This window comes from Kribbella sp. NPDC056345 (genome assembly GCF_042262745.1).
Classification (GTDB): Bacteria; Actinomycetota; Actinomycetes; order Propionibacteriales; family Kribbellaceae; genus Kribbella.
This window is the reverse complement of sequence record NZ_JBHJQQ010000001.1, coordinates 1011588-1023917: the sequence shown is the minus strand read 5'-3', so window position 1 is coordinate 1023917 and position 12330 is coordinate 1011588. Positions and strand designations below refer to the sequence as shown.

Here is a 12330-nt window from a genome sequence, read left to right as displayed (position 1 = left end):
GGGGTGGACCACTCCTGCCAGCGTGGTCCACCCCGACCTTTCGAGAGGAGCAGGCGATGACTGATCACCAGGTCCGGGTGATGACGTGGAACATCTGGTGGCGCTTCGGGCCGCGCTGGCGCGAACGCCAACCTGGCATCCTCGAGACGATTCGCCGCTTCACCCCGGACGTCGTCGGGCTGCAGGAAGTGTGGGGCACCCGGGACACAACGCAGGCCGAGGAGCTGGCCGATGCGCTGGACATGCACGCCGCGTTCGCCGCGCCCTCGTATCCAGCTGCGGACCGGTCCGACGTCGAGCTGGGGGTCGCGCTGCTCAGTCGCTGGCCGATCGCGCAGTACGACGGCATCGCGATGCCGTCTCGTCATCGGGCGTGGGATCCCGTCGTACTGAAGGCCGCAGTGGATCATCCGGCCGGCCGGATGCCGGTTCTCGTGGCCTGCCTGGAGCACGCGACGACCTATAGCGACGATCGATTGGCGCAAGCCACGTTGCTCGCCGACCTTGCGACCGACCCGTCGACCGACGGACCGTGCCCGTCACTGGCGATCGGCGACCTGAACGCTGCCGCGGACAGCGCCGTACTGCGACCGTTGCGTGAAGTGCTGATCGACGCCTGGACGGCCGGTGGTGGAGCCGCGGATGCGATCACGCTGCCGTCCAGCCACCCGTCGGCCCCGCTCGAAGCCGGACCAGAACTGGTCGATCAACGCATCGATCACATCTTCTACCGGCCAGGCCACGAGGATCAGTTGGTCACCGTGGAATCAGCGAAGATCGCAGGCGATCCGTACGACGGCGTCTACCCGTCCGACCACCGCCCGGTCATCTGCGACCTCCGCTGGCGCGACCGATAGCCGCGCGTCAGTTCCACCAGTAGAAGTGATAGCCGCCGCCCTTGTAGTAGATCTCGCCGACGATGTAGTTCTTGACGAATCCGTAGTCGTACCACTTGGCCCAGCACGCGTCGTAGTCGTAGCCGCAGGCGACTTCGCCCTGGGCTTGGACGACCGGATCTGCCGCGTGCGCCGCGGTGGCGCCACCGCAAGCCACCGCCACGACCATCGCTGCCACCGCGATCATTCGTCTGCTCGTTCTCATCCCTCTGCCCTTCCACCCGATTCTTGCCCTGCGCAACCTCGTTACGCCTTGTAGATCAACCGGTACCCACGGTGATCACTGCGAAGCACGCAGCCGCTGTCACGTTCCGGTGGACTGTCCTGTCATGGCTGTCGACAGGAGATCTGCATCCACCGGGAAAGGTCACGATGGAAGACACTGGGCTGGGCGACGCGACGGAGCTCTTCACTCAGGCGCGCCCACGGCTGTTCGGCATCGCGTACCGCATGTTGGGTAGCGTGAGCGACGCCGAGGACCTGCTGCAGGAGGTCTGGCTGCGCTGGCAGGCCGCCGATCGTACGACGGTGCGCAGCCCGGTCGCGTTTCTTTCCACCGTCACCGCCAGGCTGGCGATCAACGCGACCAAGACGGCGTACGCGCGGCACGAGACCTACATCGGCCCCTGGCTGCCCGAACCGGTCGATACCTCGGCCGACCCACAGCTGGGTGCGGAACGCGGTGCTGCCCTCGAGTTCGCCGTACTGATGCTGATGGAGAAGCTGCCGCCGCACGAGCGCGCGGCGTACATCCTGCGTGAGGCGTTCGACTATCCGTACAGCGAGATCGGCGAGATCGTCGGAACCACCGAAGTCACCGCTCGCCAGTGGGTCAGTCGGGCGCGGAAGCATCTGGCGGCTGAAGCGCGCACGCCCGTAGCCCCGTCCGAACAGCGCAGGCTGCTCGACCAGTTCCTGGCCGCCGCCCAAGCAGGTGACCTCGCAGGCCTGGAGGAACTGCTCGCCGACGAGGTGGTCAGCTACTCCGACAGCGGTGGGACCAGCCGCCTGGCGGCGCGAGTGCCGTTGTACGGCGCCGGCACCATCGCGGCCGCGGTCGTCGGTTTCGCTGCCAAGGTCTGGATCGACATCACTTCCGAGCCGATCACCATCAACGGCCAGTACGCGCTTCGCCTCCGCCGGCAGGGCGACGTCTTCGCCATCGTCACCGTCAATGCCTCGGACCAAGGCATCACCCAGGTCCTCTGGCAGGTCAACCCCGCCAAGCTCGCCGTCCTGCCCTGACCATTACATGTCCTTGCGGTTATATAGCCGCCTGGGTATGTTGGGTTGTGTGAGTGCTCCCTTTGAGGTCCTGGCCGAGCCGAGGCGGCGGCAGATTCTGGACTTGCTGCGGCAGCGGCCTCGGCTGGTCGGTGAGCTGACGGATGAGCTCGGGCTCAGTCAGCCGGGTGTGTCGAAGCATCTACGCGTACTGCGTGAGGCGGGGCTGGTCGGCGTGCGCCAGGACGCGCAGCGGCGTTGGTACGAGCTGAGGCTGGAGCCGCTGCGCGAGCTGGACGCCTGGCTGCACCCGTACCGGATCCTGTGGGACCGCGCTCTGGACGACCTCGAGGACCACCTGGACGCGATGCCGGACGAGGTCCGGCCCCGAACGGAAGGCTGATGATGGCGAACGAAACCTTGCGGACGATCGAGGGCCGCTCGGTACTGCGGATGGAGCGGCACCTGCGGCACCCGGCCGAGAAGGTATGGCGCGCTCTCACCGACCCGGACGAGCTGGTCCACTGGTTCCCCGCGTCCGTGCAGCTGGAGCCGCGGATCGGCAGCCGCGTCGAGTATGTGATGGATGGCGAGCCGGGTGGTGACGGGGAGGTGCTCGAGTTCGATCCGCCGCGGGTGTTCGCGATCACCTGGAGCGGCGAGGTGCTGCGGTGGGAGCTGCTGCCCGCCGAGGACGGCTGTCTGCTCGTTCTCAGCCACACCTTCGACGATCACTTCGGCGCGGCGAGCTTCGGTTCCGGCTGGACGCTCTGTCTGGACGCGCTGGACCTACGCCTGCTCGGCAAACCGATCGACATCGAGCCGGACACCGGCGTACTGCACGACCGCTTTGTCGAACGGCTCAACCTCAACCAGGGCACAGCCGAAGAGACGCCGGACGGCTGGACGGTTCGCTTCGAGCGCCAACTGACCCGCCCCGCAGAGACGGTACGACCCCTACTTGCGGCGTACGACGACGCCCGCTGGGAGCTGACTGCCGGCACCGGCCACGGTGCTCGCCTGATCCTCACCCAGACCGGCCTGGCCACTCCGGACAAGGCGCTGGCCGTGTGGCCTGAACGCCTCGACAAGCTCGCCGCCGACCTGCTGAAAACCCCGCCCGCCAAGCCCAGCTGAACGACAAGCCCTCGCGCAGGGACGCAGGAGGTGGTAGGACGTGCAAATGGACCTGTCCTCAGCTTCCTTCCTCTCGGACGCCGCGGAGCCGCTTTACCGTGCTGCCGTCGTGAGCGGGCGGACGAGCCTGGAGGATCTGGCCGAACGCGCTGGTATCGACCGCGCCAGGGCTGCGCACGAGGTGGAGGCACTTGCGGCCATCGGTCTGCTGGACGTGACCGACGGGGCGATCGAAGCAGCCGCTCCCCGGATTCCGTTGGAGCATGTGGCCGCTGAGCAGGCCAGGGCCGCTGACGCCACGCGTCGGCTCGCCTCGGTTTTCGCCGATATCTGGAACGAAGGTGGCGACCGGTTGAACTTCGTGGAGGTCATCGCCGACGAGGCGCGGATCCAGGCCGTCCACGCCAAACTGATGGATGACACGACCTCCACCGTCGACGGCTTGTGCATCGGCCCGGTGTCGCCGCGGAAGGTACAACCTGGGATGAAGATCCCGCGGCCGCAGGTGGCGGACGGATTCTTCGACGCCCTGGAGCGCGGCGTACGAGCTCGCGGGCTGTACGGCGTCTCGCTGCTCGAGGACTTCGAAGGACTTGCCGCGGTCCATCAGTGCATCGCGGCCGGCGAGCAGGCGCGCGTCTTCGCTCAGGTGCCGCTCAATCTGATGGTGTTCGATGATCGGCGTGCGCTGATCGCCGTACCGGGCCAGCGCGGGGCGCGGCGTTCGGTCATCGTCGTCCACGAGTCCGGCCTGCTCGACTGCTTGATCGGCCTCTTCGACGTCTTCTGGCAGATGGGCGTGCCCCTGTCGGCCGAGTCTCGGCCGATCGACGCGGTGGGCGGTCCGGATCCGGAGGAACAGCAGTTGCTGTCCTACCTCGCCGCGGGCCTCACCGATGAGGCGATCGCCCGCGATCTGGGCGTGAGCGCTCGTACGGTCGGCCGGCGGATCGCTCGGCTCGAAGAGGTCCTCGGCGCCCACAGCCGGTTCCAGTTGGCGATCCAGGCGAGCCGTCGAGACTGGATCTGAGCTGCAGAACGGCTCCGGCGTACCGGAGCCGTTCTGGCAAGGGTTACTCAGACACGGAAGCTGTGAACGCGCCGGATCCGGAGTCGGCCTTCACCACGAGGCGGTAGGTACCCGCCGTGTTGCTGTAGGTGAATGACTCGTCCGGGTTCGGAGTGGTGCCCTGGGCAACCGTCACCCAGTAGTAGCCGAACAGCTGCTGCTGCAGGTAGACGTCGAAGTCGCTACCGGTCGGCCCGTCGAGGCAGACCTTGAGCTGGCCCGGGTCGCTGTCGGTGAAGGCCGCGAACGTCTTGCTGCCGCCCGCAGTCAGGGTGCCGCTGTACTTGAGCTCGCCGGTGCAGGCCCCGCCACCGCCGGCGGCGGAGACGACCCACGAGAACGACACACTGGCCGTCTTGCCCGCAGCGTCGGTGACCTTCGCCGTCACCGAGGAGGTGGCTGCGGTGGTCGGCGTACCGGAGATCAGACCGGTCGAGGCGTTGACCGTGAGACCCGCAGGGAGACCCGTCGCCGACCATGAGTACGGCTTGGTGCCGCCCGTCGCTGCGAGCTGCAGCGTGTCAGCGGTCCCTGCCGTGCTCGTCTGCGCGCCCGGGTTGGTGACCGCCGGTGCGCCGGGGTCGGGGGTTCCCGTGCCACAGGTCTCGGTCGTTGCCGGGACGGCAATGGCGGTGAAGGCCTTCTCGACCGCTTGGCACTCTGCCGAGCCCTGGCCGTACAGGTCCTTGGCGGACTTGATGGCGCCGGTGCGGGCGTTGGCGTACTTGCTCGACGACGTCAGGTAGGTCGCCAGCGTGCGGTACCAGATCTTCTCGGCCTTCGCGTGACCGATGCCGGTCACGGCCGCGGCGCCGGAACAGGTGGGGGAGTTGTAGCTGATCCCGTTGATCGTCTTGGCACCCGAGCCTTCGGAGAGCATGTAGTACCAGTGGTTGAGCGGACCCGAGGAGTAGTGCGGGTCGAGGCCGCCGAGCGACGAGGACCAGCAGTCCTTCGAGACACCGTCCTTGCTCGGCTTGTCCATGTAGCGCAGCGGCGTGCCGTTGCCACGGATGTCGATCTTCTCGCCGATGAAGTAGTCCGGTACGTCGCTGGGGTTGTTCACGTAGAACTCGACCGCCGTACCGAAGATGTCGGAGGTCGCCTCGTTGAGGCCGCCGGCGTCACCGCTGTACACGAGTCCTGCGGTGTTCTCGGTGACACCATGGCTCATCTCGTGCGCGGCGACGTCCAGCTCGGTGAGCGGGGCGGCGTTGTTCGCGCCGTCGCCGTACGACATCTGCGTGCCGTCCCAGAACGCGTTGACCATCGCGTCGGCGAAGTGGACCCGCGAGCGCGCGCCGCGGCCGTCGTTCCAGATGCCGTTCCGGCCGAGCTGGGTCTTGTAGTACTCGAAGGTCTTCTGTGCGCCGTAGAGCGCATCGACCGCGGCGGACGCACGGTCGGACTGCGCCCCGGTGCCCCACTTGTCGTCGGCGTCGGTGAAGATGTCGCCGTCCGGGCCTTCACCCGTGTTGGGGTCGCCCTGGTTGTGGACATCGGTGGCCGTGTTGCCCGCCGCGTCCCGCATCTCGAAACCGCCGCCCGACTTGGCGGTGGTGTTGATGGTGACGTCGCCGACGAAGATGCCGTCGCCGGTGCCGGTCTTGATCTCGTCGTCGGTCAGAAGTACGGCGCCGGTGCCGGCGTCGACGTACGTGTGCAGCCGGGTGGGGACCTGGTTGGCGCGAATGCCGGTCGTCAGTACGTCGTAGGCCAGCTTCGGACCCTGGTCGGTGACGAGAACGACGAGCTCGTTCCCGGCGTTCGCCTCCTCCTTGGCGCCCTGCGCGGTGGCGAGCCCCTTGGCCCGGGCTGCCGCCTTGGAGATCTTGGCGGTCCGCGAAGCAGGTGTGATGTTCTTGCGGCCGAAGTTGTACGTGACGTCCTTGACCGCGCCCTTCGCGTCCTTGTGGGCGATCAGGTCACCGCCGATGACCCGCAGCCCGTCGAGCGTGCGCTCGTAACGCACATGCCTGCCACCACCGGCATCCTCGATAACCGCTTTGACGGTCAGCTTCTCGCCCGACGCCAGGTCCAGCGCGGAGGCGCTCGCCGGGGCCTGCGCCTGCTCGTTGGCGGCCAAGGACTTCGACTCGTGGGCGACGGCGCCAGGGGGTGGCTGGTCGGTGCCACCGGCGACGGCGGGCGACACCACCAGCACAGCAGCGAGGAGGCCGCCGGTGGCGGCCAACCTGGTTCGGGTTCGGTTCACAACTGCTCCTTAGGCGGGGGCGACGATCGGTCGACCTGGGACGCGCCGGACGGGCGCTTGGGGTGCTCCGAGTTTGAGCACGCCCCCCGACCAACGGAAGGCGTCGGTGTGGCCGAGATCGGCACCGCCGATTTACGACATCACCCGACGCCCTCGGCATCGTTGCCAAAGGCACACAGTGAGTAGCTGGTGAGTTACTTCTGGTTGTACTTGCTGGAGGCAAGGAGTTCGGCGGCCGGCTCAGGTACGGAGAGCAGGGTGGAGATCCACTGCTGCCGGTCCGGCAGCGGCCAGTAGTAGACCCACGTGCCGCGGCGCTCGCAGTCGACCAGTCCGGCCTCGCGGAGCACGCGTAGGTGGTGGGAGATCGTCGGGCCGGACACGGTGAAGTGTGGGGTGATGTCGCAGACGCAGACCTCCGCGCCGGCCGAGGCGATGATCGACATCAGCCGCAGCCGGATCGGGTCCGACAGTGCCTTGAACACCGCCGCCCCTTCGGACGCCGTGGCCTCGTCGAGCGCCGCGACCGAGATCGGCGTACAGCAGCCACCGCTGCGACTGAGGGAGACGTCTTGTTTCGACATGTGTCTATCTTGACTTCTGTCTAAGCAGAAGGCAAGGTGGGGATCGCTGTTTAGATGAACATCAACTTAGTGCCAGCTTGGAGAACGCCATGAGTGTCAAAGCTTCCGACCTGCCGGTCGTTGTCATCGGTGCGGGCCCGATCGGTCTGGCCGCCGCCGCGCACCTGGCCGAACGCGGCCTCGACTTCGTCGTCCTCGAGTTCGGCCCGGGCGTCGCCGCCGCGATCGACGAATGGCGGCACGTGAAGCTGTTCAGCCCGTGGCGCTACGACATCGACACCGCGTCCCGCAGGCTCCTGGAACAGGCCGGTGGCTGGACCGAGCCGGACCTCGACAAGCTGCCGACCGGCGGCGACCTGATCGACTCCTACCTCGCGCCCCTGACCAAGACTCCGCAGCTCAGCGGCAAGATCCGTTACAACTCGCCGGTGGCGGCAGTGACCCGGGTCGGCTTCGACCGGATCCGAACTGCCGGCCGCGAAGACGCACCCTTCCTCGTCCGCCTGGCCGACGGATCCGAGCTGCTCGCCTCGGCCGTGATCGACGCGTCCGGGACCTGGCGGCGCCCCAACGTGCTCGGTGGTTCAGGCATCCCTGCCCGCGGCGAAGCGGCCGCCGCTGTCTCCCGGGCACTCCCCGACGTCTTGGGCAGAGACCGCGAGCAGTTCGCAGGACGCCGTACGGCGGTCGTCGGCGCCGGCCACTCGGCCGCCACCACGCTCCTGGACCTCGGTGAACTGGCCGAGCAGGTTCCTGGCACCGAGGTCGTGTGGGTGGTGCGCGGCGCTGACCAGGCCCGCACCTACGGCGGCGGCGACGCCGACGAACTGCCTGCCCGTGGCGCCCTCGGATCCCGCCTGCACAACCTCGTCCGGACCGGACGAGTGGAGCTGGTCAGCAGCTTCCGGATCGAAGCCGTCGACCAGGCCAGTGATGGCCGCGTCGAGCTGATTGCCGGTGAACGGCGCGTCGTGGCCGACCTGGTCGTGAACTCGACCGGGTTCCGCCCCGACCACGACATCGTCGGCGAACTGCGCCTCGACCTCGACCCGATCCTCGGCTCGACGCGTGCGCTGGCCCCGTTGATCGACCCCAACCAGCACTCCTGCGGCACCGTGACGCCGCACGGCGTCGACGAGCTCGCGCACCCCGAACCGGGCTACTACGCCGTGGGCGCGAAGTCCTACGGCCGGGCGCCGACGTTCCTGCTGGCCACCGGTTTCGAGCAGGCCCGGTCCGTGGTCGCTGGCCTGGCAGGTGACTGGGATGCGGCCCGCGACGTACAGCTCGACCTGCCGGAGACCGGCGTCTGCTCGTCGAACCTCGCCGAAAGCCCCGGTGCCTCCAGTGGTTGCTGCGGCCCCGCGCCGCAAGCGATCGACGCTCCGGCAGGCCGTGGTCTCGCCACCGGCATCGCTGGTGGGCTGCTCACCGTGGTCGACACCGAGCCCTCCACCGCCTCGGGCTGCTGCAACTGATGGATCGCGCAACGGTCGCTTCCCCTAGGGGTGGCGACCGTTCCGGAGTACCGGGGCGGCTGGTTGCGTCGCTGGCCATTACCCAGACCGTTGGGTACGGCGTTCTCTACTACGCGTTCAGTGCGCTGCTCGGCCCGATGAGCCGCGAGCTGGGCATCTCCACCGCGACCGCGGCCGGTGCGCTCACGACCGCCGTACTCGTCACTGGCTTGATGTCGGTGCCGGTCGGGCGATGGCTCGACGCTCGCGGTGGCCATGCGCTGATGACGACCGGAGCGCTGGTCGGCGCCGCCGCGGTCGTGGCCTGGTCGCAGGTACAGACAGTGGCCCAGCTGTACGTCGTGTTCGCGGTCATCGGTGCCGCGTCGGCGATGGTGCTGTACGAACCGGCCTTCGCCGTCGTCGTCGCTGTCACAGCACCGGCGTCCCGCGCTCGTGCGCTGCTCGGAATCACCCTGGTCGCCGGATTCGCCAGCTCGATCTTCATCCCGCTCACCGGTTACTTGCTCGAGGCCACCACCTGGCGCCGCACCTTGCTGATCCTCGCTGCCGGGTACGCCGTACTCGCGATCCCGCTGCATGCGCTCGCCCTCCGCCGTACCGGCCCACGTCACCGTGTTCATCCGGCCTCGAGCCGGCCCAGAGTTGCTGTGCTTCGCGACACCGGGTTCTGGCTACTCGCAGCCGGGTTCGTGCTGCACTCCGCAGCGCTCGCCACCATTGCCGTGCATCTCGTGCTCTATCTGATCAGCCTCGGCCACCCGCCCGCGGTCGCGGCAACGCTGGCCGGGCTCCTCGGCCTCTTGTCGGTGACGGGCCGGATCATCACCAGCTTGTCGTCGCGTTGGTTGCCGATGGCCACCATCGCGGCGATCGTGCTCGTCGTCCAAGGTGCCGCGATCTCACTGCTGCCGTTCACTGGCAGCCACCTGGCCGGCGCGATCGTCTGCCTGGTCCTGTTCGGGCTCGGCTTCGGAGTGGCCTCGATCGCCACCCCCGCGATCCTGCTCGACCGCTACGGCTCCCACGGCTACGCCACCACCGCCGGCACCCTGGCCAGACCCGTCATCATCGCCAAAGCCTGCGCACCGCTCGGCAGCGCCCTCCTGGCCGGCGCCGCCGGATATCGCCCCGTCATCCTCGCCGTCGCTGCCGCCTGCATCACAGCAGGCCTGCTCATCGCCGCAACCGCCGCGCCAAAGCACCCATGACGAATCGGGCATCACGATGCACCCCGCGCAGCGTGTTCGACGAGAACGACCGCTGGAACTCCAGGCCGAGATAGCCCAGCCGGGGATGCGTCGTCGACAACCCACGCCGGTGCAACGGCATCCCGTCCGCCTCGAGCGCACCCAGATCGCGCAAGTACGGAAGGTGCGGGCGGTAGCCGGTCGCCAACAGCACCACGTCGACGGGCTCACGCTCACCGTCAGGCCACACGACCCCGTCGGCGTCGAACGCGCTGAACATCTCGCGCCGCGGCAGCTGACCGGACTCGATCGCCGATTGGTAGATCCCGGTATCCAGCACCGGCGTACCGCTGAACAATCGTGCCAGGACAGCCGGTGGTAGCAGGTCAAGCTTCAGTCTGCCCAGCCAGAAGTGGATGTCATATCCGCCGCGAACCTGCGGCAGGAACTGCACCGGAGCCCTGGTCGCCAGCGTCACCTCCGCCACCGCCGCAAGCTCATAGGCGACTTGAACCGCAGAGTTCCCGGCACCGACCACCACCACCCGCCTGCCTTCGTACGCTTGCGATGAGCGGTAGTCGGCCACGTGCAGCACCTCACCACCAAACGATTCCTGACCTGGGACCTCCGGCACGAATGGGTTGCCGAACGAGCCTGATGCGGCGACCACCGCCGCCGCGTGCACCGTCTCACCACCGGCCAGTTGCACGTCGAACCCGTCGCCGATTCGCGTGACGCCGGAGACCGTCGTACTGGTCCGAATCTCCGCGCCCAAGCTCGCGGCGTACTTCTCCAGCTGCTCGACGACCTCGTCGCGCACCGGATACCGATCCGGGTCACCGGCAAACGGCATCCCGGGAAAACCACTGAAACGCGCCGGCGAGAACAACGTCAACGAGTCGTAGTACGACGGCCACGACCCGGCCGCGCGTTCACCCGCCTCCAGCACCAACGGCCGCAGCCCGGCATCCATCGCCGCCCGAGCCCCGGCCAGCCCGGACTGCCCGGCACCCACGATCACCACAGGTTCACGAGTCATGCGCCTGAACGTATCATCATATTCTAATATGATGGTACGTGGGTACGACGCTACGCTGGAGCCAACGGAGGGAGTGAGCGATGGCCGCACGCACCAAGAACGAAGCGCAGTCGTGCGCCGCGACCGAGCCGGTCGAACTGGCCGCCACGACCCACGACTTCCTCAAAGCCCTCGCCAGCCCGACCCGGCAACGCATCATGCTCCTGTTCGCCCGAGGCGCCGAACTCTCGGTCAACGAGGTCGCCGACCAAGCCGGCGTCAGCCAATCAGCGGCCTCCCAGCAACTGGACCTCCTCCGCCGCGGCGGTGTAGTCACCTCCCGCCGCGAAGGCAAGGCCGTCCTCTACCGAGCCGACAAACAAGGCAGTGCCGCAGCCCTGGCGGACCTCCAGGCCTACCTCCAGAACTGCTGCTGACCACCCGCGACGGAACTTCGCGGGCAGCGCCGGGTGGGTTGGACTTCGTTAGGCTGACGACATGACCACGATCAAGGATGTTGCGAAGCGGGCCGGGGTGTCCACGGCCGTGGTTTCGGCGGTGGTCTCCGGGGCTCGCGGCAATGTCCGGATGAGCGAGGCGACCCGGCTGCGCGTCGAGCAGGCGATCCAGGACACGGGGTATCGCGTCAACCATGCCGCGAAGTCGCTGAGCCTGTCCCGATCGGGAGTGATCGCGGCAGTGGTGCCGAAGATTGCGAACCCGGTCTTCGAACTGGCGATTCGTGGCATGCATGCGGCCGCCGAGGAACACGGTGACGTGCTGCTGCTGGCCGACGCACTGTGGATCGGGCCGGATAGTCACCTGATGAGCCGGATCGTCGGCACGGGCATGGTTGACGGGGTGTTGTTGCGGTCCACTCAGTGGGGGGCCGAGACCGCTGAGGAGCTCACCAAGCGGTCGATCCCGTACGTGATCCTGCAGAACCCGCGACCTGACGACTCCGTGTCGGTGTGGATCGACGACGCGGCCGGGATCGGTCTGGCCGCGACGCATCTGCTGGGTCTCGGGCATCGCCGGATCGGACTGGTCGGCGGCCCCGTCGTCCCGATCGCCAGTGCCGCCCGGGTCGACGGCTACCGCTCGGCGTTGCGGGCAGCGGGGGTCCGCTTCGACGGGTCGCTGATCAAGCAGGTCGGCTACGAGCCGCCGGTCCTGGCGGCAGCGACGCGCGAGCTCCTGGGCTCGGCCCGGCCGCCGTCCGCGCTGATCATCGACAACATCATCGCGGCACCGGGAGCGATCTCGGCCGTCCTCGATCTCGGCCTGCGGATTCCCGCCGATCTGTCGATCGTCGTGTACCAGGATCTGCCCATCGCCGACGCCATGCGGCCGGCCCCGAGCACGGTCCGGATGCCTGTGCAGCAAGCCGGAATGCGGGCCTACACGACCCTGCGCCGGATGATCGACGGCCGCCGCGTCCAGTCCGCTCAGGTGACGCGGCCGGCGCCGAAACTGATCGATCGAGGATCGACGGCACCGTACGCCGGCTGAGCGCCGT

At 68.1% G+C, this 12330-nt stretch carries 13 protein-coding genes; 9 read left to right on the top strand and 4 right to left on the bottom strand.

Annotated features, from left to right (window positions below):
* Positions 1–56 precede the first annotated feature (56 nt).
* Positions 57–857 carry an endonuclease/exonuclease/phosphatase family protein gene (locus ACFCV3_RS04695; RefSeq protein ID WP_376026085.1) on the top strand — a complete coding sequence of 267 codons (801 nt, stop codon included), beginning with the start codon at positions 57–59 and terminating at the stop codon, positions 855–857.
* Between the two features lie 7 nt (positions 858–864).
* Here ACFCV3_RS04695 and ACFCV3_RS04690 read toward each other — a convergent pair whose 3' ends face one another.
* Positions 865–1083 (bottom strand): hypothetical protein, encoded by a 219-nt coding sequence (locus tag ACFCV3_RS04690; protein WP_376026084.1) that lies wholly within the window; start codon positions 1081–1083, stop codon positions 865–867.
* A gap of 185 nt (positions 1084–1268) precedes the next feature.
* On the opposite strand from ACFCV3_RS04690, the gene ACFCV3_RS04685 reads away from it, so the two are divergent.
* From ACFCV3_RS04685 to ACFCV3_RS04670, 4 genes are read left to right on the top strand one after another with little or no spacing between them, the layout of a single operon-like run.
* Positions 1269–2141 carry a sigma-70 family RNA polymerase sigma factor gene (locus ACFCV3_RS04685; protein ID WP_376026083.1) on the top strand — a complete coding sequence of 291 codons (873 nt, stop codon included), beginning with the start codon at positions 1269–1271 and terminating at the stop codon, positions 2139–2141.
* 49 nt (positions 2142–2190) lie between these two features.
* Complete coding sequence (locus ACFCV3_RS04680; protein ID WP_376026082.1) at positions 2191–2523, top strand: ArsR/SmtB family transcription factor; 333 nt, start codon at positions 2191–2193, stop codon at positions 2521–2523.
* Positions 2523–3257 (top strand): SRPBCC family protein, encoded by a 735-nt coding sequence (locus tag ACFCV3_RS04675; protein ID WP_376026081.1) that lies wholly within the window; start codon positions 2523–2525, stop codon positions 3255–3257. Before ACFCV3_RS04680 ends, ACFCV3_RS04675 begins: the two co-directional genes overlap by 1 nt.
* A gap of 46 nt (positions 3258–3303) precedes the next feature.
* Complete coding sequence (locus ACFCV3_RS04670) at positions 3304–4287, top strand: LuxR C-terminal-related transcriptional regulator (RefSeq protein ID WP_376026080.1); 984 nt, start codon at positions 3304–3306, stop codon at positions 4285–4287.
* Positions 4288–4330: 43 nt separating this feature from the next.
* Here ACFCV3_RS04670 and ACFCV3_RS04665 read toward each other — a convergent pair whose 3' ends face one another.
* On the bottom strand, positions 4331–6541 hold the full coding sequence (locus ACFCV3_RS04665) for a M4 family metallopeptidase (RefSeq protein WP_376026079.1): 2211 nt from the start codon (positions 6539–6541) through the stop codon (positions 4331–4333).
* Between the two features lie 194 nt (positions 6542–6735).
* Positions 6736–7125, bottom strand: a complete 390-nt coding sequence (locus ACFCV3_RS04660) for an ArsR/SmtB family transcription factor (protein WP_376026077.1) — start codon at positions 7123–7125, stop codon at positions 6736–6738.
* Positions 7126–7214: 89 nt separating this feature from the next.
* Here ACFCV3_RS04660 and ACFCV3_RS04655 point away from each other — a divergent pair, with 89 nt between their 5' ends.
* Positions 7215–8603 carry an FAD-dependent oxidoreductase gene (locus ACFCV3_RS04655; protein ID WP_376026075.1) on the top strand — a complete coding sequence of 463 codons (1389 nt, stop codon included), beginning with the start codon at positions 7215–7217 and terminating at the stop codon, positions 8601–8603.
* Positions 8603–9814: an MFS transporter gene (locus ACFCV3_RS04650; protein ID WP_376026073.1), complete on the top strand. Its 1212-nt coding sequence runs from the start codon at positions 8603–8605 to the stop codon at positions 9812–9814. Before ACFCV3_RS04655 ends, ACFCV3_RS04650 begins: the two co-directional genes overlap by 1 nt.
* Here ACFCV3_RS04650 and ACFCV3_RS04645 read toward each other — a convergent pair.
* On the bottom strand, positions 9780–10832 hold the full coding sequence (locus ACFCV3_RS04645) for a flavin-containing monooxygenase (RefSeq protein ID WP_376026071.1): 1053 nt from the start codon (positions 10830–10832) through the stop codon (positions 9780–9782). The two genes, ACFCV3_RS04650 and ACFCV3_RS04645, sit on opposite strands and share 35 nt — an antisense overlap.
* A gap of 80 nt (positions 10833–10912) precedes the next feature.
* Between ACFCV3_RS04645 and ACFCV3_RS04640 the strand changes: the two genes are divergently transcribed.
* The gene (locus ACFCV3_RS04640) at positions 10913–11248 is read left to right on the top strand and encodes an ArsR/SmtB family transcription factor (protein WP_376026070.1); all 336 of its coding nucleotides are present in this window, start codon (positions 10913–10915) and stop codon (positions 11246–11248) included.
* A 61-nt stretch (positions 11249–11309) separates the two neighbouring features.
* Positions 11310–12323: a LacI family DNA-binding transcriptional regulator gene (locus ACFCV3_RS04635; RefSeq protein WP_376026068.1), complete on the top strand. Its 1014-nt coding sequence runs from the start codon at positions 11310–11312 to the stop codon at positions 12321–12323.
* Positions 12324–12330: the final 7 nt, after the last annotated feature.